Below are 22,989 nucleotides of genomic sequence, written 5' to 3'. Positions count from 1 at the left end.
GGACTGATATTCAATGAACTTATTCGACTTAAAGGGAAAAACAGCGGTTGTCGTAGGTGGAAACAGCACGCTCGGCGGAGCTATGGCCGTTGCGCTGGGTGGTCATGGAGCGGATGTGGCGATTGTTGGCCGTAATCAGGAGAAATGCGAACAGGTCAGGGCACTTGTAGAGGAAGCGGGCGGCAGCGCTAAATGCTTTCAAGCGGACGCCACGAAGCAAGAGGATTTACAGCAGGTGCTGCAGGACATACTTGCTTGGACAGGAAACATTGATATTCTAATGAACTGCCCTGGTAAAAATAGTACGACGCCTTTCTTTGACATTTCCATGGAAGAATGGGATTCTATTATGGAGGTTAATCTTAAGAGCGTCGTCTTAGCCTGCCAAATTTTTGGGAAGCATATGGTTGAGCAGGATAGAGGGGGGAGTATTATTAATATCTCTTCTGTTTCTTCCGATCCGCCGCTCTCGCGCGTATTCACTTATTCCGCTTCCAAAGCAGCTGTAAACAACGTTACGCAGTTTTTGGCACGGGAGTTCGCACCAAGCCGGGTAAGAGTCAATGCCATTATCCCGGGATTTTTTCCTGCTGAGCAGAACCGTAAAATACTGCAGCCTGAGCGCGTCGAATCGATCATGAAGCATACGCCAATGAATCGCTTCGGTGTTCCTGAGGAGCTGCAGGGAGCGGCTGTATTTCTGGCTTCCGAACAGGCTTCCAGCTTCGTCACCGGAGCTATGATCCGGGTGGACGGCGGCTTCGGCGCCATGACGATTTAACATTTATTTTGCACAAGAAAGGGAGTTTAGAGAAATCATGACCAAACAACAAATTGGAGTAGTAGGTCTTGCTGTTATGGGTAAAAACCTCGCGCTTAATATTGAGAGCAGGGGCTTTAGCGTATCTGTGTTTAACCGTTCACCGCAAAAAACCCAGGAGCTTGTAGAAGAATTTCCACAGAAAAAGCTGGTGGGTACATACAGTATAGAAGAGTTTGTGGAATCACTTGAGGTTCCGCGCAAAATTTTAATTATGGTGAAGGCCGGCAATGCCACGGATGATACCATTGATCAATTGATTCCTTTTTTAACCAAAGGAGATATTTTGATCGATGGCGGCAATGCCTTTTTCCCGGACACACAGCGCCGCAACAAGGAGCTTGAGGCGAAGGGCATTCGCTTTATTGGTACTGGCGTTTCGGGCGGAGAGGAAGGCGCCTTGAAGGGACCGTCCATCATGCCGGGCGGCCAACGGGACGCGTATGAGCTTGTAGAGCCGATTCTGACTGCTATTTCTGCGAAAGTGGGCGGTGATCCTTGCTGCACCTATATCGGACCAGATGGAGCAGGACATTACGTGAAGATGGTGCATAATGGTATTGAATACGGGGATATGCAGCTTATTTGTGAAGCTTATCAGCTGTTGAAGGATGTGCTGAATGTTAGCACAGAAGAGCTTTACGATATTTTTACGGAATGGAACAACGGTGAGCTTGACAGCTACCTGATCGAAATCACCAAGGATATTTTTACGAAATACGATGAAGAGACCGGTAAGCCAATGGTCGATGTTATTCTCGATTCCGCAGGCCAAAAGGGTACTGGTAAGTGGACGAGCCAAAGCGCGCTTGATCTTGGGGTGCCATTATCCATCATTACGGAGTCCGTGTTCTCACGCTTCCTCTCCGCTATGAAAGAAGAGCGTGTGGCTGCCAGCAAGGTGCTTGAGGGACCTCAAACCGAGGCTTTCTCTGGTGATCGCGAAGCTTTTATTGAAGCTGTCAGAAAGGCGCTTTACGCCAGCAAAATATGCTCCTATGCACAGGGCTTTGCTCAAATGAGAGCAGCCTCTGAAGAATATAACTGGGACTTGAACTACGGCAGTATCGCTATGATCTTCAGAGGCGGATGCATTATTCGTGCCAGATTCCTGCAAAATATCAAGGAAGCTTATGATCAGGATGCGGGACTTAAGAACTTACTGCTTGATAACTACTTTAAAGAGATTGTTGGCAGCTATCAATCAGCCTGGAGAGAAGTCATCGCGACCGCCGTTACCCGTGGAATTCCGGTTCCCGCTTTCGCATCTGCGCTTGCCTACTATGACAGCTATCGTACGGAAAGATTGCCTGCCAATCTGCTGCAAGCGCAGCGCGATTATTTCGGTGCCCATACTTTCCAGCGTGTAGACAAAGAAGGCTCCTTCCACTACAACTGGCTGGAGCTCGACAACTAATTTCAGCCGGATAAATAGCTAGCTTTGAATACCGTATGCGGCTTCTCGAAGCCACATTTTCAACCGGTCGGCTTCTTGATCGAAGCCGTTTCTGCGGTGAATGAGCATCATCGCCACTTCGGCAAAATAGTGAAAGTTTTTCATTAAGCGTGGCTGAGCAAGACCTAGTAATTGCGGGTCTTCTTCAGCCACCTTTTTCTTAATAAACTCAAGTATCCAGATGACATCATCTTTGCAAAGCTGGTAGCTTGGATGAAGAATTCGTTCTAATCTGCCTTGGTGAGGGCTCTGGTATAGACGAGTTGGGTTCAAAGCTATCATCTCTCCTTATCATACTCGCGATTATTTCCCTATGTTTCATCTTTACTACGTTATCTGTAATTTATTCACAAAAGGTAGCGATTTATTTAAAGGCTGTATTCAGGGAAGAGGAGCTTATGGTATGATATGAAAAGTTTACAACGATAGGTTTGGTGAAAAAACATGGAATCGCACAGGCATAATGTCGTTTTAATCGGATTTATGGGAACAGGGAAATCAACAGTCGGGAAATTTCTGGCCAAGCAGCTTAACTGGAGCTTTACCGATACAGATGCAATGATCGAACAAAAGGAACAGATGACTATTGCCGAGATGTTCGAAGCTCGTGGTGAAGCGTATTTCCGTTCCCTAGAAACTAAGACCATAGAGGAGTTATTGGCCGAAGAGCACCAGGTGCTGGCAACGGGCGGTGGAGCTGTCCTTGCTGAGAAGAACCGCTCCTGCATGTTGAAGAACGGCTTTGTTGTAGCTTTTATTGCATCTCCTGAAGCAATTATTCGTAGAGTAAGCAGCGATCAAAGCCGTCCTCTCCTGCAGGGTAATTTGGACGAGCGTGTTCATTCTCTATTGGAACAGCGTAAACAGGCTTATGATTTTGCTCATATGACGATTGATACTTCCGAGCTGTCACCTGAAAGAATAGCCCGGATTATTATGAAGCGGTTGAAGGCGATACAGTTGAAGGCTATGCCATAATTCAGCACCTATTCAGCCCACTCAAGCATCCCGCCAGTCATATTCTTTAAGCCCTTGTAACCGAGGCTTTCTAGATAATTAAGTGCTTTACCACTGCGATTGCCACTGCGGCATACAAGAATGATTTCTTCTCCGTTTTGCTTAATTTCAGTGTGCCGGTCAGGCAGTTCTCCGAGTGGGATGTGCTGTGCTCCTGCGATCATGCCGGCTGCAACTTCGTCATCTTCACGCACATCAACGATAGTAAGCTCTTCACCTTTGGCAAGGCGGTCTTTAATTTCTTGGGGAAGTATTAGTTCCATGATTGCAAGCCTCCTTCGTCTTTGTCTCAATTTAGGGCCTAGCCCTCTTAAAAGTCTATCATAGGTTTCATTTTGCAGTAAAGCATTCAGCTTCTAGTAAAGCTATCAATCATTGTAATAAACATATACAACAATATCAGGAAGCATATCGTTAATTATATACTTTCTGGCACTTTAGGCAAACGCGTTTGTCCTTAAACAATCGTTCAAAAGAGGATAACGTCAGCCGCTACCTTGGAAGGGAGATACAAGTCATGAAAGCCATAGTAAAACCAAGCAATCAGCTTCAAGGGGAAATCAATGCCCTGTCCTCCAAAAACTATACGACCCGTTATTTGTTAATCGCAGCATTAGCAGAAGGAACCAGCACTATTTATTACCCTGCGCATAGTGAGGATAGCGATGCTATGAGACGCTGCATACGCGATCTTGGGGCTATTGTAGAGGAAGATGAGGAGAAAATTGTAATAACAGGCTTTGGCAAGCACCCTAAGCATGTCTCTGAGCTTAATGTGGGCAATGCCGGAGCTGTTCTTCGATTTTTGATGTCTATAGCGGCATTTTGCCCTGATGTAACCTTTGTCAATACGTATCCACAATCATTAGGTAAACGTCCGCATCATGATTTAATTCAATCTTTGGAACAAATGGGTATTCAGCTACAACATCAGGACGGTCGTTTGCCGATAACTATTAAAGGGGGCAAGCCCCGGGGAGGGAAAATCCAGGTTTCTGGCAACGTCAGCTCCCAATTTCTTAGCTCTTTGCTGTTTATGACGCCACTGCTGGAAGAAGACAGTGAAATCGAAGTACTGCATGATTTGAAGTCGAAGGTCATTATCGGACAAACATTGGAGGTGTTGGAGCAAGCAGGAATTATTATTCATGCCAGCGAAGATTTAATGCATTATAAAATTCCTGGCAGACAAGCCTATCAAGCCAAAGAGTACGTAGTTCAAGGCGATTATCCGGGTTCGGCAGCAATTCTTGCAGCCGCGGCAGTTACAAACTCAGATGTAAAGGTTTTGCGTTTGGAAACCGATAGTAAACAAGGGGAGAAAGCCTGTGTCGATGTTCTCAAGGCTATGAATGTGAATCTGACGCATGAGAACGGAACGGTTCATGTACAGAGCAACGGCACGTTAAAAGCTGGAGAGTTCGATGGGGATCATTTCACGGATGCCGTTCTGGCTATGGTTGCAGCAGCTGTTTTTGCTGAAGGTACATCACGGTTTTACAATGTGGAGAATCTCCGTTACAAAGAATGTGATCGGATCACGGATTTCCTTAACGAGCTTCGCAAGGCAGGTGCCGACGTGGAGGAGCGTCAGAGCGAAATTATCGTTCATGGTCGTCCACAAGGCGTAGAGGGTGGCGTAGAGATTAATGCTCATTTTGACCATCGCGTTATTATGGCATTAAGCGTTGTCGGGCTGCGTTCCGCACAAGGTCTTGTCATTCATGATGCCCATCATGTGGCTAAATCCTACCCGCAATTTTTTGATCATTTAAAATCGATTGGAGCCCATGTTGAACTTGTAGAAGATTAGGGCTTCATAAGGCTTAAAGCATTTAATATTATGAACGGGTGATGCAGCATGACTATACTATGGCAGGGGCTAAAGGTGACTTTCGGCTTTCTTTTGATCGCAGGATTAGTGTTTGCCAGCGGGGTTTTTACGATGCTGTTGTATGCTAAGTTTAAAGGTGAGGACGCCTTCCTGTTTTATCAGAATCCCAATATGCCTCTAGCAGCAGTATCTCAAACGGTTGCACCTTTGCCAGTATCCACATCAGCGCCAACACCTTTGCCAATCAAGAAAAAGCCGGAGTCGGCGATGATCGAAGCTCCAGCCATTATGCAGCATCCTGAGCTTCCTGCAGGCTGCGAAATTACAAGTCTGGCTATGCTGCTGCAGTTTGCAGGCATAGAGAAAAGTAAAATGGAGCTTGCCGCAGAAATGCCAAAGGATGAAACGAAAGCCGTCTTACATGCAAACGGCTCGATTAAGTATTGGGGTAATCCGAATGTTGGTTTTGTGGGAGATGTAACTAGAAAAGGAATGGGCTTCGGGATTTATCACGCAGGTTTATTTCCGCTGCTTAAGAGCTATATGCCCACTGCTGTTGATTTGACTAACAAATCGTTTGAGTCTTACGAGCAGCATGTTGCTGATGGTATTCCAATTGTGGTGTGGACAACAATTAATTATAAGCTCCCTACCAAGATGGTATCCTGGGAAACATCGCTAGGAAAAATCGAAACAACTTTTTCCGAACATGCGGTTCTGTTAGTAGGGTATGATAAAAACAATGTGTACTTGAACGACCCTACTAATGGCAAAAAGGCTTTTGCGGTCAATAAAGAGCAATTTATCCAAACCTGGGAAGCAATGGGGAAACAAGGGATTACCTATAATAAATAGAGGAGGCTTTAATGTGGCACATGAAAATCCGTCTCGGGAATATATTAAACAAATGTTGGCATTAGCTGGGAACATTGCAGTAGTAGGTCTTTCAGATAATCCGGAGAGAACCTCGTATATGGTTGCCAAAGCCATGCAAGATCGCGGTTACCGCATCATTCCTGTTAATCCGAATGCAGATGTGATACTTGGGGAGCCATGCTATCCTTCGTTATCAGCTATTCCGGATCCTGTTGATATTGTCAATGTGTTCCGGCGGGCGGATCAAGTCGTGCCGATAGCCGAAGAAGCGGTGAAGATTAAAGCCAAGGTGTTCTGGCTGCAGCTTGATATTATTAATGAAGAAGCCGCGGCAGTTGCCAAGCAGGGCGGCCTTGATGTCATCATGGACCGCTGCATTAAAGTAGAGGATGCTATTCTAAATCCAAGAAATAAATAAGGATCGATGAAAACCGCCAATGGGGATTCCCAGTGGGCGGTTTTTTTTTTTTTTTGAAAATTACTCCTGAGGAGCGATAAAACAAATTTGACAATTCATCTCCAGCAGCAGCCCGCCCTTCCGCCGAAATGAGCGCTTGTCCCAACGAAATGAGCGTGAGCTCCACGGAAGGGAGTTGAGCTCCACTTAACGATGTTTTTCATTGTTAAAACAAGTGTTTCCAGGTAATACGCCACGTTAATGATGTTTTTCATCGTTAAATGAGGGACGCTACCAACTCTAGGGGTATAAATGGGATTTTAACGATGATTTTCATCGTTAAAGTTCGTTAAAGTAGCAGATCCTCCAGTTGCGCACCTTAGTGGCGTGGACGCCCATCCAACCAGTGCCTGTACCCGCTAGGAAATCTCCACTAACCAAGAGAAAGTCCCTTAAAGATTTATTCCACCCACCACATCCATTCCAATCAAGGGAATAAATCTTTAACAGCGGCTGGAGCCCACAGCCATTCCCTCCGCAACGCTCCAAAATCACGATCACGCATATCAAAGGTCGCCGTAAGGCTTTTATTTTATTCCAGCAGCTACCATAAATAATTAATCGAATAGCCGGAGAGAATATTAGAGTCTTCAAAACGGAGGCGCAAGTATAAAAGAATTTAAAGGAGGATTTACAAGCATGTATAGCAACTCAAACAATTTCGGTTCTTCTTCCTTTGGAATGGGATCCCAAAACCAAGGTTTTCAAAAGTCCTATCAGCCTGTAGGAAACGTTCAATCCTTTTATGGTCAGAACGCGATTCAAGGCAACCAAGGGTACGGACAACAACAACCTTCCCAGTCTTTCCACACAGCAAACTATCGCGGCAACCAAGCTGGCCACGATAATTACCTGCGTTCCGATTCCCAAACTCCTGCACAACAGCAAGGTTTTCAAGGTGGATATTCCTCCTACGGGAACAGCAATGCCAATACTGGGATGAATACTTCCAGTCAATTCGGGTTCTCGCAATCCCCTTATAATTTCCGCAGCAGCAATCAAATGAGCAGCCAAGCTGGAAATCAACAATACAATCAAGCTTCCCCAGAAGCTTTCCACACAGCTAACTACCGCGGCAATCAAATCGGCCACGACAGCTACTTGCGTTCCGACTCGCAAACACCTGCACAACAACAAATGGGTGGTTTTCAAGGCGGATATAACACACAAGGATTCCAAGCTCAACAAGGATTTCAACAAGGATCCCAACAAGGATCTCAACAAGGCTACAACACTGGCATTAATAACAATGCTCAACAATTCGGTTTCAATTCTGCCTATTAAGATCGGCTAGATTGTGAAGAAACCTGAAGAAACGGACTCCTAAAAAAGGGTCCGTTTTTTTATTTTTGACAAAAGTCCAAACAAGCTTTACGATTTGAATAGAGAGGGGGTAGCATTTGTTTGAACTGGATGGGAAATTTGCAGCAGCTTGGTCGTTCCTTAATGCTGCCCACAATAGCGCTGCCTGTTGCCGCTATACTGCTGCGTCTTGGTGATCTTCCCTGGGAGGCCATACATGCATCCAAGCTAGGAGAATTACTTGTACTTGCAGGAAACACTATATTTTATTATCTTCCGATCATTTTTGCTGTGGGAGTAGCGCTGGGCTTGACAGAAAGTGCTGGAATTGCCGGCATGTCTGCTATGCTTGGCTACTTTATGTTTACAAGCCTTGTCCAGCATGAGCTTGGTGATCAGTTTCAGTTAGGTGTATCTGGAGGCATACTGATTGGACTGCTTGCAGCTATCATTCACCATCGGTATAAGGAATTCAAGCTTCCGGAATATATTCAATTCTTCGGCGGACCACGGATCGTCCCCTTTATTATGGGTTTAACTACATTGATCGTTTCCTATATCATGATCGGTGTCGGCCCACTTTTGCAAATAGGGATGGAGAAGTTCTCCGGCTGGCTGCTGGGATTAGGCGGTTTTGGCTCCTTTTTATATGGAATTGCCCATCGTCTGCTTGTTCCTTCAGGCCTGCATCACATTTTAAATAATTTTTTCTGGTTTCAGTTGGGTGAATATGACGCAGGGGACGGAGTTATGGTTTACGGCGATTTACCGCGCTATTTCGCGGGGGACCCGCAAGCGGGTATTTATATGGCCGGCTTATATCCCATCATGATGTTCGCTTTACCGGCGATTGCCTTCGCCATCGTTCATGAAGCGCGAGAAGATTTAAAGCCGAAGATCAAGGCAACCTTTCTTGTTGCAGCATTAGCCTCTTTTTTAACTGGTGTTTCCGAGCCTATTGAGTTTGCTTTTTTATTTGTTGCGCCATATCTGTTTGTCGTCCATGCTATATTGTCTGGTGTGGCAATGTGGATTTCTTATGAGCTGGACATTCATCATGGGTTCTCTTACTCAGCAGGAGCAATTGATTATGTGATTAATGAGCATTTATCTCATAACGGATTGCTGCTGCTTCCAATAGGAGTAGGATTTGGTTTGCTTTATTACTTTTTGTTCCGTTGGGCAATTCGCCGTTTTCGGATACCTACTCCTGGCCGGGAGGAAGGATCTTCTCTGGAGGAATGGGCAGGAGATATTCCGTACCGCTCACCTCTTATTCTTCAGGCTCTCGGAGGTAAGGATAATATCAAAAAGATTGAAGCGTGCATTACCAGATTAAGGCTGACGTTAGTTAACGATCGCCTCTTGGACATCACTGCCCTTAAGCATTTGGGGGCGGTAGGGGTCATCCGCTTAGGGGGTGGCAATGTACAGGTTGTGTTCGGTACTTTCTCGGAGCTTATCCGGGAAGAGATCATGAAGGTTCTACGCAAAGATATAGAGCTGGTGCTATTTCATTCACCCATGCAAGGTCGCATGATTCCAATTGAAGAGGTGCCAGACCGAATTTTTGCATCTAAGCTGGTAGGGAATGGGGTCGCATTCTTTCCGGAGAAAGGGGAACTCGTCTCGCCAGTCGCCGGTAGAATCATGCACATTTATCCGACTAAGCATGCTCTAGGTATCGCTACGGAGGAAGGACTGGAGATTTTGCTGCATATTGGTATTGATACGGCTAATTTGCCGGGGAAATGTTTCACTGCTTTTGTGAAAGAAGGAGACACGGTGGAGCCAGGTCAATTGTTGGTCAAGTTTAATGTTAACAAAATTAGAAAGTTCGCAACCTCACTGGCCACTCCTATGATCGTCACGAACCCAGAGATGGTCCAATCATGGAGCTTTGCTCCGTTCAAATCAGTGAAAAAGGGCCAGAAATCAGTGATGTCCGTTGTCTTGAAAAATCCAAAAGCATCAGGGGGGACTCACGGATGATTAAGGGAATTGGAGCTTCAGCTGGTATCGCCATGGGGAAGGCTTTCATCATTCCAACATGGGAATGGGACTTTCCGGAGAAAATGATTGATGTTACGGATATGGCATATGAATTTGAAAGATTATATGACGGTATCCGTTCTTCCAAGGATGAGCTTGAGCTGATCAAGCAGGAAATCAAAGAGGTAGTAGGTCAGGAGCAGTCCTATATTTTTGACGCTCATCTGGCTATCCTGGAAGATCCGATATTTATGAATGAAATTCAGGGGATCATTGAACGCCAGTATAAAGGCGCGGAAGTAGCTGTCAAAGAAGTCATAGACAAGTTCGTCGGGATGTTCGATCTGATTGACGACGAATATATGAAAGAGCGTGCTCTGGACATTAAGGATGTAGGAAACAGGCTGCTTAAGCATTTGTTAGGTGACCTTGATGAGACCGTACCACCGACAGATTATCCATACATCCTGGTTTCAAAAGAATTGACACCTTCGCAATTAGCGCATTTGGACCCTTCCAAAGTGCTGGGACTTGTTACGATGCTGGGAGGCACACACTCCCATGTTGCTATTATGTCCAGAGCTATGTCCATTCCTTTCGTTCTGGGGCTTGAAGGAAAGCTCTTGAGGCCTATTCAGAACGGCGATTTCCTGATTGTGGACGGTCAAGATGGCACTGTCTATATTAATCCTGATGAAGCGACGATCGAACGCTACAAGGCTACCAAAAACAGCTGGCTGCAGTTCAAAGAGAGTTTGCAAAATATCGCTGACTTGCCACCAATGACATTGGATTCCAAAATTATTCATCTACATGCGAATATCAATTCTGTGAAGGAAATCGGCCAGGTTATGCGCAATGGGGCTTCCGGTGTTGGTTTATTCCGTACCGAATACTTGTACATGGATAGAGAATCATTGCCTAGTGAAGATGAACAGTTCGAGGTTTACAAGCATGCTGCTATCGAGTTAAAGGGTCGTCCTATTGTAATCCGTACTTTAGATATAGGCGGCGACAAGAAGCTTGATTATATGCCGCTGGCTAAGGAGGACAATCCATTTCTCGGGTACAGGGCCATCCGGATTTCATTGAATCGAACGGAGTTGTTTAAAACGCAATTGAAGGCTATCCTTCGCGCAAGCACCTTCGGCCATGTTAAAATCATGTATCCCATGATTACTTCGCTGTATGAGGTTAGGCAGGCTAATGCTTTGTTGGAAGAAGCCAAAAATGAGCTGAGAGCAGAAGGGCGCCCCTTCAACGCGAAGATCGAAGTTGGCGTTACGATTGAAGTTCCGGCTGCTGCGTTAATTGCTGATATTTTGGCGAGTGAAGTCAGCTTTTTGAGCATAGGCACGAATGATCTTGTACAGTATGTGTTGGCTGTGGATAGAATGAATGAGAATATCGCACATATGTACGATCCTTTTCATCCGGCTGTGATTCGGCTCCTTAAGCATATAATCGATTCAGCCCGCAGGGTAGGCATTCCTGTTGGTGTATGCGGTGAGCTTGCCGGTGATATACGGGCTTTACCTATCTGGCTTGGCTTTGGCATTGAGGAGTTGAGCATTTCGGTGCATACACTGCTGCAGGTCAAGCACAGGCTGCTCACCAGTGAATATGCCAAGTGTCATGAGGTTATGGAAGCCGTTCTTGCGTGTAAGACAAGTGAAGAAATAATTGAGCTGCTGGCTAAAACGGAGCAAACAGAAACCATTAGGGGAGGTAATTGAATATGGAATTGTCTGGTAATAAGGTGCTTGCATTTGTTGATGATGAATTTGAAGATTTGGAGATGTGGTATCCGGTTCTCCGTTTAAGAGAAGCGGGAGCAATCGTAGATATTGTAGGACCCAAAGCAAAGACTGTATATCATGGCAAATACGGAGTGCCCATTACAACCGATTTAGCTTTTGATGAAGCCAAGTCATCTGAATATGTAGGCTTGTACGTTCCTGGAGGCTGGGCACCTGATAAGCTTCGCCGCTATGCGGATGTTCTTCGTTTGACTAAGGAGTTCCATGAAGCGAAAAAACCAATTGCTCAAATTTGCCACGCTGGCTGGGTGCTCATATCAGCAAAAATAGTGAATGGATACACCATGACCTCTACTCCTGGAATTCGCGATGATCTGGAAAATGCAGGAGCTACCTGGGTTGATGAAGAGGTTGTTGTCGACCGCAACATTGTGTCCGGGCGCCGCCCGCCCGATTTGCCAGCCTTTACGAAGGAATTTGTTGAGGTTTTAGCTGCTTACCTACGCGCTTAACCCTTTTTTTGCTGCTGGTGACAAAAACTACTATTTTTTTGCGGAAGGAAAAGACGTTTAAAAATAGAATAAGAAGTACATGTGAAATATCATGTAATTGTCACCTGCTATGAAGGAGTGGAACGGATGCAAAAGCAGTGCAAATGTGGCCGTACAATGAACATTCGGCTGCGTACGGTTATTTATCAGAATAAAGTGGACATCGACAATGTCCCTATTTTTTCCTGTGAAGCATGTGGCCGAAGTGAAGTGGTGTCCCATGTAAAACCTGAGTTAACAGCCCTGATCGGGAAGCTTGGAAGCAAGCCGGATAAGCAGCAATACTTTTTCCATGAGCTTTCGGAAGTTGCCTATTTACTGCTTAAGGTTACCGAAAGAGAGCATATGAACGATTCTGTGGAAGAGATTGTATCCGAGAGAATTAACGAGCTGTTGGATATCATGCTGCTAGCTCAATCCCTGGGAGATGGGCCTTGGATGGACGATGCCCGTAAACGGCTTTCACAAATTAGCCAAAATGCCATAACTACTTGATTGTTTTTAGCTAATTACAAATGACAAATTGCCAACAGCTGAGACGAATAAAAATCGACTTAATTGCAAATGTGTATGAAAATAGGGTAGAATTATTTCATAGCCTTTCAATATTGTTGCAAGAAGGCAAAAATTGTCGTATCATAATCGTAATATGATAGGATCGCAGAATATTCTTGGGATATGGAGAGAGAGCCGTGACCGTAACCATTTATGATGTAGCACGTGAAGCAGGGGTTTCGATGGCAACGGTATCTCGGGTTGTAAATAATAATCCGAATGTCAAGCCGCAAACACGCAAGAAGGTATTTGAAGCTATTGAACGTCTCGGATATCGTCCGAACGCAGTAGCGAGAGGACTGGCCAGTAAGAAAACGACAACAGTAGGCGTCGTTATTCCTGATATATCCAACTCGATTTTCGCTGAGGTTGCCCGCGGAATTGAGGATATCGCGAATATGTACCACTACAATATTATCCTGTGTAATGCCGATAAGAAGAAGGAAAAGGAAATTCGTGTTATCAACACTTTGCTTGAGAAGCAGGTGGACGGGCTTCTTTTCATGGGCGGCGTTGTCACGCAGGATCATATTCAAGCTTTTAACACTTCCTCAGTTCCGATTGTTCTGTGTGGAACCAAAGAAGAGGGCAATTCATTCCCTTCGGTTGATATTGATCATGAGATTGCTGCATTTGACGCAGTCAATGTACTTATAAGCCAAGGGCATCGTAATATTGGGATGATATCGGGTACTTTGGAAGACCCAGCTAATGGCTATTCCCGTTATCAAGGCTACAAGAGAGCACTGGAGGAAGCTGGAATACCGATTCGAGACAATTATGTGCGTGTCGGAAATTACCGGTATGAATCAGGTATAGAGGCAACTAAGTATTTCCTATCCCTTGATCCTAAACCTACAGCAATTTTCTCAGCAACTGATGAAATGGCTATTGGAGCCATTCATACGATTCAAGACCATGGTCTTAAGGTACCGGATGATGTGTCCGTAATAAGCGTAGACAATATTCGTATGGCTTCTATGGTAAGGCCTATGCTGACTACTGTAGCGCAGCCTATGTATGATATTGGTGCGGTGTCCATGAGACTTCTGACGAAGCTGATGAATAAAGAAACGATTGATAATAATCAAGTGATTTTACCCCATGAAGTTATTAATCGCAATTCGGTGGCTCATGTTTAATGAGCCATTTTTTTCTTTTTTGTAACGTGTAACCTAGATAAAGAGAGCACCTGGATAAGGAGAGATTAAGCTGATGGGATTGGGATTCGCTAGAATTGCGCTTATTGGAGCTATGAATGAAGAAATAGAGCTTTTGCTGCAGCATATGGAGCACACAAAGCCATCAAGCAAAGCGGGTATAGCTTTTTATGAGGGTACTTTCCTTGGCCGTGAAGTTGTCGTGTGTAAAACGGGCGTAGGCAAGGTAAATGCTGCGATAACGACACAAATACTCATTGATCAATATGGTGTAGATTCGGTTATTTTTACAGGTGTTGCAGGAGCGCTAGATCCTCAGCTAAATATTGGCGATATTGTCATTTCGGATGAATGTATGCAGCATGATATGGACGTGACAGCGCTTGGCTTCAATAAGGGGATTATCCCGTATGCGGACAAATCGATATTTGCTGCTGATGTCAAGCTTGTCGAGCTGGCAGTTGCTTCAGGCAATGAGCTGTTCTCGGAACGAGTGAAGCGGGGGAGAATTTTATCCGGCGACCAATTTATTGCAAATAGGGATGTCGTAGCCGATCTGCATCAGCATTTGGGCGGTGTTTGCGTGGAAATGGAGGGGGCTGCTGTAGCGCAGGTATGCTCCATTAACGAAATTCCTTTCGTTATTATCCGCTCCATGTCTGACAAAGCGGACGGCTCCGCACATGTCAATTTCGCTGAGTTCACGCTGCTTGCAGCTGAGAACTCCTACAAAATTGTCGAGGACATCGTGCGCAAGTTGGAGTAAGTTGATGGCGCGGCTGCAATTGAGAGCTTTTTAGGGAAGTGCGGAGTAAGGGCTTAGCGCATGCGTCCGGAGTAAGGGAGTAGAGTGAGCGTCTGGAGTATGGGCGTAGAGTGGCGTGGGGAGTAAGGGCATGGAGTGAGCGTTTGGAACACGAATGTAGAGCATAAGATGATATCAGTAAAAGAGCTAACCATTCACTGTCGAGGTCGTTTCTCGGCAGTTTTTTTATGGAAAAATAGAGTGGGGAGTTGCATGGAAGATGAAAATGATTTGAAAAGTGTGCTTTGGAGGGATATGAGCCTCCCGCGCCTTCGCTTGGGCTGTTTCCATTACCCAATTAAAAAGAATAAACCAGTGTGATGACCGTAGCAGTATCCTGGTAAAGTAGAAATAGGAAAAGAGAAAGGATGGGGCCGTTGAAATGTGCGTCCCTATAGTTAGTGATGAAAAACATCGCTATTTGGCCAGAATTTTTAGAATTACATCACTTAACGATGAAAAACATCACTAAAGTGGGCGGAAATAGTCTGGCTTCAGGTTATTAGCTCTGTTAAGGATGAAAAACATCGTTAAAGACCTAGCTTTCAAGGAATTCCATCATTTAACGATGAAAAACATCACTGCTGATATAAAAAAATTACTTAAGTATGAGGGCGGCTGAGAATTGGGCGCTTATTATCTGCGGAGCAGCACACAGGATAGTAAAAAGGGATGCGGTTGCAAGCAATATTTATGCTTGTGCCGATCCCTTTTGCACTTCACAGTCATTCCTATGAAAATCAAACGTCACAAACGTCACAAACGTCAATATCATAGAGCCTTGATTATAATTTGCCTAGCTACACGGCATTATTTAAGGTACAACAAGGCAATCTCTTTATTCTGCCTATTTTGATCAGTGATCACTTGGCGCCTGGGCATGGGCTCCCAGTCGCTCACCGGGTCCAGCCATGCCTCAGGCAGCTGGACAGGACTCTCCGGCTGCCAGGCGTCCAGCCACGCCTGGGGCAGCCTCAGCTGCGGATCAGCGTCCAGCTGATGCAATAACGCCTGCTCGCTCATAACGAGCCAGAGCAGGCTCCAGGCCCGCGGTACGACGCGCCAGATGTCGTACCCGCCCCCGCCAAGCGCAATCCAGCGTCCTTCGCACCAGTGGTGCGCAAGACTATGGATTAGCTCTGGCATGGCCTTGTACACGCGCATGGAGCAATGCACATGCGCGAGCGGGTCAAAGGCATGGGCGTCGCAGCCATGCTGGGAGACAATGACATCCGGCTTGAAGTGCGAGATGGCGGATGTCAGTACCTCACCGAAGCATTCCAGCCACGAATCATCCTCCGTATAAGGCTCTACAGGAATGTTCACATTTGTGCCGAATGCATCGCCTTCACCGCGCTCACTGACAGCTCCGGTGCCTGGGAATAAATATTTGCCAGTCTCATGAATGGAGAGCGTGCATACATTGGGATCGGAATAAAAACTCCACTGCACACCGTCACCATGATGCACATCCGTGTCCACATAAAGCACTCTGGCGTCATACTTCTCCCTCAGGTGGGCAATAGTGGCCGAGGCATCGTTGTATACACAAAAGCCAGCTCCTTTATTGCGCATAGCGTGATGCAGACCGCCTCCAAGATGGAGTGCGTGAGGAGCTTCTCCGGACATAACGATGTCCGCCGCGGTAATTGAACCGCCTACGATCGTTGAAGTGATGTCGTGCATACGGGGAAAGTACGGCGTGTCCTCAGTATCAAGCCCGAAGCGATTCGCCTCGTTTAACCACCGCTCCTCTGGAGACGTATAGCTAAGCCCCTTTACAACTTCGATGTAAGAGGAAGTGTGAACCCGCAGCAGCTCCCGCTCCATGGCAGGACGCGGTCTTCTGATGACTGAATCAGGAAGCACTCCTGCCTTTTTTAACAGATCAACGGTTAGCACTAAACGCTGCGGGTCAAAGGGATGCCGATCATTAAATTTGTATTGAATTTCGTTATGATTGTAAATAAATACGGGATCCTTGGTCGTCATTCCCATTTGCTTTTTCCTCCTGTAGCCAACCGTCCGCTTTCTCAGTACATGAAACGCTGGTGAAAACGAATGCGATCGAATTGCTCAACAGATGCGAGCGGCACCTTCTTACCGATGCGGACCATCAGGCAATTTGCGGGATGCGAGCATATTTCCGGATCGTCAGTAGCAAACCAGACCATATCGACGCTTTTCATTAGCTTTTCCATCATCTTCCGGTAGTCCCAAACATTAAGCCCGCTATTTTCTAAGTCCCAGTGCCAGTAATATTCTGTTGTAAAACAAATTACATTCTCCATTTGTTCCTTGAAGAAAGCCAGCTTGATCAGCTTCTTGCCAAGACCCAGATCACGATATTCGTCGGCGACTTCAATGGCTCCAAGCTCAATAAGATCCTCCATCTTACCTTCCGACCATCTCTCTATTTCGTCTGGATAATGAAAGGTTACATAGCCTACAATGGTTGAGCCTTCTCTAGCAAGAATGATCCTGCCCTCGGGCAACCCGGCAATTTCTACCAATGCTTCGTGCTGCTCTTTAGGTCTGCGAAACGCGTCAAGCTGTGCATGCATCGTTAAGCCGCTCAAGCTTTCTGGCGTAACAGGCCCTTCCACCACAATTTCCAAACGTTCGGGGGCAGGGAGGAAGCTGTATTTGTGATACAGTTTATCATGCTGCATAACAGTAGCCCCTCCTTTTAATAGTTTAGGATAACTTACACGTTAGTCATTTCGCCTTAGTAACCCTATGTACACTTATAACAAATTTTTATCCCCTTGAAAAGAAGGAAAAGGGAATAGTCGAAAAATTGAGCATATGCTATAATAGGATTGGCCGTAAAACCATTATATGTTAACGAGCTACAATATGGAATTTGAAAGCGTTTTGAAAATTAGTCAGGAGGATTTAGAAAATGGATCAACTGAATGAGGAAATCATAGAAGCGGTTGCTTCGAATCCTAACATGAAAAGCTATGAAGATGCTCGCGAGAACTTCAATTGGGAAGACGTTGAACGGAACTTTTCCTGGTATGAGACTGGCAAGGTTAACATGGCTTATGAAGCTATCGACCGGCACGCGGATTCCTTAAGAAAAGACAAAATCGCATTGTATTACAGCGACAATCAACGCGAAGAGGCAATCACATTTGCCCAAATGAAAGAGAAATCAAATCAGTTTGGGAATGTATTGCGTAAGCTTGGAGTTGGCAAGGGGGAGCGTGTGTTTATTTTCATGCCCCGCACGCCTGAACTCTACTATTCGCTTCTAGGTATTTTAAAGGTAGGCGCTATTGGAGGTCCCCTTTTCGAAGCCTTTATGGAAACAGCAGTAAAGGACCGCTTGGAAGACAGCTCGGCTGTTGCGATTGTTACGACTCCTAGCCAGCTTTCCCGTATACCAACAAGCGAATTGCCGAACCTGAAACATATTATTCTGGTAGGACAAGATATCGAGCTGGCTGAAGGGCAAGTGGACTTCCACAAAGAAATGGCGACAGCTTCAACCGAGCTGGAGCTGGAGTGGATGGACCGGGAAGACGGGCTGCTCATACATTATACTTCAGGTTCAACAGGCAGGCCTAAGGGTGTTTTTCATGTTCATAACGCAATGGTTCAGCATTATTACACCGGTAAAGTTGTATTGGATCTGAAAGAAGATGACGTATATTGGTGTACAGCTGACCCAGGCTGGGTAACAGGGACTTCTTACGGCATTTTTGCTCCTTGGCTGAATGGGGCGACTAACGTTATTCGCGGCGGCCGGTTCAGTCCGGCTGATTGGTACAGCACGATTGCAAAATACAAAGTTACTGTCTGGTACAGTGCACCTACTGCATTCCGCATGCTTATGGGTGCAGGCGACGACGCGGTTAAAGAATTCGATTTATCCTCGCTTCGTCATGTGCTTAGCGTTGGAGAGCCGCTTAATCCGGAAGTTGTCCGTTGGGGCTTGAAGATCTATGGCCAGCGTATTCATGATACCTGGTGGATGACTGAAACAGGTGCTCAGGTTATTTGTAACTATCCAAGCATGGCCATCCGTCCTGGCTCGATGGGCCGTCCGATACCGGGCGTTGAAGCGACGATTTTGGATGATGCAGGTAACGAGCTTCCTCCTAACCGCATGGGTAACCTGGCTATCAAAACACCATGGCCTTCCCTGATGCGTAAGGTGTGGAATAATCCTGCTAAGTATGAAGAGTATTTCCGTATTCCAGGCTGGTACATTTCGGGAGATTCAGCTTACCGTGATGAAGATGGCTATTTCTGGTTCCAAGGAAGAGTAGATGATGTTATTAACACTGCAGGTGAACGTGTAGGACCTTTTGAGGTAGAGAGCAAGCTTGTCGAGCATCCTGCTGTTGCTGAAGCGGGTGTTATCGGGAAGCCTGATCCTATGCGTGGAGAAATCATTAAAGCATTCATCGCGCTTCGTGAAGGATATACACCTTCAGATGAGCTGAAAGCTGAGATTTCCAAGTTCGTCAAGGAAGGTCTTTCTGCTCATGCCGCACCACGCGAAATTGAGTTCAAGGATAAACTGCCAAAAACCCGCAGTGGTAAGATTATGCGCCGCGTGCTGAAGGCTTGGGAGCTTAACCTGCCTACAGGAGATCTGTCAACGATCGAAGATTAAGAGCGGATTGCAAGTTATCACAAATAAAAAACCCTTTGCCAGACGGATGCATATCCGACTGATAAAGGGTTTTTTTTGATGCTGTGGACGAATGTGCTAGCCTTTAAACTCGTAGACTTGTGACGGGGAGGATTCACCCGAATCACTGATCGCAGTGAGCCTATAAAAGCCTTTGTAGGTAATAGCATAATAATAAAATTCGGTGGCATTTTTAACGGAGCCCAGCTTGTTATAAGTTCCGCCTTCTTTTTCGCTGTAATACAAAATGTATTGCTTGACGTTTTCCTTGCCAGGATTGGCAGACCAGGTGAACATAACACCTGCGCCGTCCTCTTTGGCTTTTAAGCCAGCTGGGGAGGAGGGTTTAGACGCACTGCCTTGCCCCTCCGTTCCTTGATTGCCCCCAGATTCACTGCCGTTACCATTCCCGTTATTGTTATTGTTAGTACCGTTGCCTGACCCATTCTCGGTACCATTACCCTGATTTGGATCTGGCTTGCCAGGTGAGGTTTGATCCTCACCCGGGGGAATATCATCTTCACCGAAACTGCCGTCTGTAAAGGCCTGTTTGCTTGGTGGGGATTCCTTGCCACCCACATCAACAGCAGTAACATAATACCCGTCAATGGTAGAGGCAGAAGTCTGAACGACGAACTTGCTTTCCTGTCCAGCGATGATATTTCCATCTACTCTTTTGAAGCTTCCTAGCCCCTCAGATTTATACAGGCGATAACCAACAACATCTGTACTTGTGCTTGGCTGGAAGGTAATGACTGCCTGGGAGCCTGATTTAGTCGCAATAACCGTTGTAGGCGAATTTGGTGCTTTCCCATCATCGACACGCGGGTCTGTTTCGGATGGTGCATCATCTTGATAGTCTAGCGGTTTGTAGCGATCCAGTGATTTGCGATTTTTCGCTGGAACTTTCTTCATAATTTCCCCAAGTTCCTTCAGCAGTTGAGCAATTGACTTTTGCCGCTTAATGAGCAATTTTTGGGTAACGAATTCTTCAGGTGTCTCAGGATGGGCAATATAATTGAGTCCATTGTAAGTGATAATAGGCATGTTTACCATGACATCATCAACTTCCTTAGGCACAAATTTACTGTTGAAAATGTCTGTGACCAAATGCCCGCTTGATTTTGTCACTGCACTCGGCAGTTTTCCCGAAAGATTCGAAACCGTAGCCGAGACAATGCCCTCTGGTTTAGTGAACTTATCATTAGGGAAAAGCTCGGGCTTTTTCTCAATAGCCATATTCATTACGCTTGCCCAAATATCCTTGGCGTGATTAGTTTGCTTCAGCTTCGAGCTGAGCTTGTGGATAGGCTGGTCATATCCGATCCATACTCCAACTGTAATATCTGGACTAAAGCCTACAAACCAGGCGTCGGCATCTTCCTGTGTCGAACCTGTTTTTCCGGAAATTTCGATTTTGCCATAGGACTTGAATTTTTTCTTCAAGTCGGTTGCTGTTCCCTGTTTAATAACAGTTTTCATCATATCTGTAATCAAATATGACGTTTGCTCCGAGAAGACGGAGGTGGGCTTAACTTCATGCTCGTAAATGATTTTACCATTGGCATCGGTAATCTTACGAATCATAAAGGATTCGTTGTATTTGCCTTGGTTAGGAATCGCTGCGAAGGCATGGGTTAGCTCCTTGACAGAAACTCCATACTTCAGTCCGCCGATAACGCCAGTTTGCGCCTGGTAGTCTTCATCTTGGATCGAATTAATTCCTAGCTTCTTGGCAAACTCCCATGCCTTATCAATACCCACTGTTTCTGTAAACAACTTGATAGCGGGAATATTGTAAGATTGATCTAATGCTCTTCGTGCTGTGATCAAGCCATGGAATTTATTATCCCAGTTTTCGGGAATGTGATAACCTTTTCCACCATCTTTCAGAATGATGGGGACATCGTCAATAACGCTTGCCGGCTGAATAGCGCCGCTATCAAGAGCAGGAATATAAGCTGCGATTGGCTTCATCGTCGAGCCTGGCTGCCTGTAAGCCTGGGTTGCGTGATTGAGCTGCTCCTCAAAGAAGTCGCGGCCTTCAATCATTCCGAGTATAGCTCCTGTCTTACTGTCAAGCATAATCGCGCCAACCTGCTCAGTTCCTTTTACAGGATCTTTCGGAGCAAAGTTGTTCTTATCCTCGGCAATACCACGCATGGAATCATAGATGGTTTTGTCAATTGTTGTGTAAACCTGATAGCCTCCCCGGAGCAGCTGATTTTGCACAGCTTTAAGAGCTTCGTTGTAGAGGGTCGGGTTCTTCTTAGGATCAGCCTCAGGATGCTGCTGCTTCAGCAAAATTTCTGCAGCTTGACGCTCCGTCTCAATCATCAAAAATGGATATGTATTATAGGCTTTTTGAGACGGTTGGGGCATAGAAGCTTTTAGGTCAAAGTTCAAAGCTTCCTGATACTGTGCTTCTGTAATTTTTTGCTCTTCAAGCATCCGCTTGAGCACAAGCCGCTGGCGTACTAAAGCTTTCTGGAAGGCTTCATCATCAAATTTAGGCGTGCTGGTAAAAGCCGAGTAATTAGACGGCTGTTGAGGAATGCCTGCCAGATAAGCAGCCTGGGCAATATTGATTTCATTGAGGTCATTGATGTTAAAAAGGCCTTTTGCTGCTGCTTTGATTCCATAGAGGTTGTAACCGGTTGAGCCGCTGCCGTATGGAATTTTATTCAAATATGCAAGCAAAATTTCATCTTTGGACATCAAACGATCCAATCGCAGTGCGAGCAGGATTTCTCTGGCTTTCCGTCCGTCATCACGATCTAAAGTCAAGAATACACGTCTTGCAAGCTGCTGAGTGATGGTGCTGCCCCCGGTTTGCACATCTTCGTTCATAACCTTTTGAGAAACGGCTCTGACGAGTCCTCTTAAATCAACACCGTTATGATCGTAGAAATCATTGTCTTCAATCGCGAGCACGGCATCAAGCACGACTTGAGGAATATCCTTTAAACCAATAAGGCGTCTGTCTTCCTCGGTTCTTAGCTGCCCAATTACTGAGTCGTCATTGAAATAAGCAAAGCCGGTTTCGGCATTTTCCTGCATTTGCTTCTTAATGGTGTCCATGCTTCGAACAGGATCGCTCTTCACAAGCGCGCTCACATAGCCAAACGCCGTGGCACCACCTAGAATCCCCAGCAATAACACTAGCACGAGGGTCCACTTTAAGGTTAAAAACAATGTTTTAAAGGTAGTTCTAACCCAGGGTTGATTAAGTTTTGAGAAAAATTTCCGCATAAGTTCTATTTTATCCTCCTTACATGACCATTTTATATTATAACATAAACTGTAATGAATTTATAACGACCAAGGAATCATTTCGTATGCGGTTTTGACAAAGGGGATGCTTCAGTAATTCGATGATATATACAGTGAAAGGAGGTGCGAGGCTCTGAAAATTAAGAAAACGCCTTGCGTCGTCCTTTGATGTGCGTGTTCGTGACGTGGGCTCCAGCCGCTGTTAAAGATTTTTCCCTTGAATGAAATAGATGAGGAGGTAGGAACAAATCTTTAAAGGCGGACGCTATCGCTCTTCCTCCCACACCCCTTACCTCTCTTTAGCAACAATCGCACGAACACCAAGCTCAAACGGACTGCCAGCAAGGGTTTTTCTCTTGAGTAGAGGAGATTTCCTATCGGTCGCAGACGCTAGGGATGGAGAGGACGCGCAAATGAGAGGACCAGTGCTTTTAACGATGATTTTCATCGTTAAAAGCACTGGTCCTCTCCACAACCTTGCTT

The 22,989-nt window shown here is 45.7% G+C and carries 19 protein-coding genes; 14 read left to right on the top strand and 5 right to left on the bottom strand.

What is annotated here, in order from left to right; genetic code table 11:
* The first annotated feature begins 13 nt into the window (after nucleotides 1–13).
* Entirely contained in the window at nucleotides 14–781 is a 768-nt protein-coding gene (locus J2Z66_RS39265) for an SDR family oxidoreductase (RefSeq protein ID WP_209979013.1), read from the top strand.
* 37 nt (nucleotides 782–818) lie between these two features.
* Nucleotides 819–2,237, top strand: coding sequence for an NADP-dependent phosphogluconate dehydrogenase (gnd, locus tag J2Z66_RS39260; protein ID WP_209979010.1), 1,419 nt, complete (start codon nucleotides 819–821; stop codon nucleotides 2,235–2,237).
* Between the two features lie 18 nt (nucleotides 2,238–2,255).
* On the opposite strand, the gene J2Z66_RS39255 is transcribed toward gnd, so the two are convergent.
* Nucleotides 2,256–2,549, bottom strand: coding sequence for a hypothetical protein (locus J2Z66_RS39255; RefSeq protein WP_245376179.1), 294 nt, complete (start codon nucleotides 2,547–2,549; stop codon nucleotides 2,256–2,258).
* A 171-nt stretch (nucleotides 2,550–2,720) separates the two neighbouring features.
* Between J2Z66_RS39255 and J2Z66_RS39250 the strand changes: the two genes are divergently transcribed.
* Nucleotides 2,721–3,254 (top strand): shikimate kinase, encoded by a 534-nt coding sequence (locus J2Z66_RS39250; protein ID WP_209979006.1) that lies wholly within the window; start codon nucleotides 2,721–2,723, stop codon nucleotides 3,252–3,254.
* A gap of 8 nt (nucleotides 3,255–3,262) precedes the next feature.
* On the opposite strand, the gene J2Z66_RS39245 is transcribed toward J2Z66_RS39250, so the two are convergent.
* A complete protein-coding gene (locus tag J2Z66_RS39245) occupies nucleotides 3,263–3,556 on the bottom strand; it encodes a rhodanese-like domain-containing protein (RefSeq protein WP_209979004.1) in 294 nt (97 codons plus the stop codon).
* Between the two features lie 254 nt (nucleotides 3,557–3,810).
* Here J2Z66_RS39245 and aroA point away from each other — a divergent pair, with 254 nt between their 5' ends.
* From aroA to J2Z66_RS39195, 10 genes are all read left to right on the top strand, one after another.
* A complete protein-coding gene (aroA, locus tag J2Z66_RS39240) occupies nucleotides 3,811–5,106 on the top strand; it encodes a 3-phosphoshikimate 1-carboxyvinyltransferase (RefSeq protein ID WP_209979002.1) in 1,296 nt (431 codons plus the stop codon).
* A 48-nt stretch (nucleotides 5,107–5,154) separates the two neighbouring features.
* Nucleotides 5,155–5,982 carry a C39 family peptidase gene (locus J2Z66_RS39235; RefSeq protein ID WP_209979000.1) on the top strand — a complete coding sequence of 276 codons (828 nt, stop codon included), beginning with the start codon at nucleotides 5,155–5,157 and terminating at the stop codon, nucleotides 5,980–5,982.
* A gap of 13 nt (nucleotides 5,983–5,995) precedes the next feature.
* Complete coding sequence (locus tag J2Z66_RS39230) at nucleotides 5,996–6,421, top strand: CoA-binding protein (protein WP_209978998.1); 426 nt, start codon at nucleotides 5,996–5,998, stop codon at nucleotides 6,419–6,421.
* Between the two features lie 678 nt (nucleotides 6,422–7,099).
* The gene (locus J2Z66_RS39225; protein WP_209978996.1) at nucleotides 7,100–7,744 is read left to right on the top strand and encodes a hypothetical protein; all 645 of its coding nucleotides are present in this window, start codon (nucleotides 7,100–7,102) and stop codon (nucleotides 7,742–7,744) included.
* A gap of 120 nt (nucleotides 7,745–7,864) precedes the next feature.
* Nucleotides 7,865–9,754: a glucose PTS transporter subunit IIA gene (locus tag J2Z66_RS39220; protein WP_209978994.1), complete on the top strand. Its 1,890-nt coding sequence runs from the start codon at nucleotides 7,865–7,867 to the stop codon at nucleotides 9,752–9,754.
* Nucleotides 9,751–11,490, top strand: a complete 1,740-nt coding sequence (gene ptsP / locus J2Z66_RS39215; RefSeq protein ID WP_209978992.1) for a phosphoenolpyruvate--protein phosphotransferase — start codon at nucleotides 9,751–9,753, stop codon at nucleotides 11,488–11,490. Before J2Z66_RS39220 ends, ptsP begins: the two co-directional genes overlap by 4 nt.
* Nucleotides 11,491–11,492: 2 nt before the next feature.
* Nucleotides 11,493–12,026 (top strand): type 1 glutamine amidotransferase domain-containing protein, encoded by a 534-nt coding sequence (locus J2Z66_RS39210; protein WP_209978990.1) that lies wholly within the window; start codon nucleotides 11,493–11,495, stop codon nucleotides 12,024–12,026.
* 126 nt (nucleotides 12,027–12,152) lie between these two features.
* A complete protein-coding gene (locus J2Z66_RS39205) occupies nucleotides 12,153–12,560 on the top strand; it encodes a hypothetical protein (RefSeq protein ID WP_209978988.1) in 408 nt (135 codons plus the stop codon).
* Between the two features lie 197 nt (nucleotides 12,561–12,757).
* Nucleotides 12,758–13,762 carry a catabolite control protein A gene (gene ccpA / locus J2Z66_RS39200; protein ID WP_209978986.1) on the top strand — a complete coding sequence of 335 codons (1,005 nt, stop codon included), beginning with the start codon at nucleotides 12,758–12,760 and terminating at the stop codon, nucleotides 13,760–13,762.
* Between the two features lie 79 nt (nucleotides 13,763–13,841).
* Nucleotides 13,842–14,546, top strand: a complete 705-nt coding sequence (locus J2Z66_RS39195; RefSeq protein ID WP_209979034.1) for a 5'-methylthioadenosine/adenosylhomocysteine nucleosidase — start codon at nucleotides 13,842–13,844, stop codon at nucleotides 14,544–14,546.
* An 849-nt stretch (nucleotides 14,547–15,395) separates the two neighbouring features.
* Here the strand turns inward: J2Z66_RS39195 and J2Z66_RS39190 are convergent.
* Nucleotides 15,396–16,577 carry an acetoin utilization protein AcuC gene (locus J2Z66_RS39190; protein WP_209979032.1) on the bottom strand — a complete coding sequence of 394 codons (1,182 nt, stop codon included), beginning with the start codon at nucleotides 16,575–16,577 and terminating at the stop codon, nucleotides 15,396–15,398.
* Nucleotides 16,578–16,618: 41 nt separating this feature from the next.
* Complete coding sequence (locus J2Z66_RS39185) at nucleotides 16,619–17,257, bottom strand: GNAT family N-acetyltransferase (RefSeq protein WP_209978984.1); 639 nt, start codon at nucleotides 17,255–17,257, stop codon at nucleotides 16,619–16,621.
* A gap of 233 nt (nucleotides 17,258–17,490) precedes the next feature.
* On the opposite strand from J2Z66_RS39185, the gene acsA reads away from it, so the two are divergent.
* Nucleotides 17,491–19,215: an acetate--CoA ligase gene (gene acsA, locus J2Z66_RS39180; RefSeq protein WP_209978982.1), complete on the top strand. Its 1,725-nt coding sequence runs from the start codon at nucleotides 17,491–17,493 to the stop codon at nucleotides 19,213–19,215.
* Nucleotides 19,216–19,311: 96 nt separating this feature from the next.
* Here the strand turns inward: acsA and J2Z66_RS39175 are convergent, their stop codons facing one another.
* Nucleotides 19,312–22,401: a transglycosylase domain-containing protein gene (locus J2Z66_RS39175; RefSeq protein WP_312895005.1), complete on the bottom strand. Its 3,090-nt coding sequence runs from the start codon at nucleotides 22,399–22,401 to the stop codon at nucleotides 19,312–19,314.
* Between the last annotated feature and the right edge of the window lie 588 nt (nucleotides 22,402–22,989).

The sequence above is a fragment of the Paenibacillus eucommiae genome (assembly GCF_017874215.1).
In the GTDB taxonomy this organism is placed as follows: domain Bacteria; phylum Bacillota; class Bacilli; order Paenibacillales; family NBRC-103111; genus Paenibacillus_AI; species Paenibacillus_AI eucommiae.
This window is presented reverse-complemented; position numbering and strand designations above follow the sequence as displayed.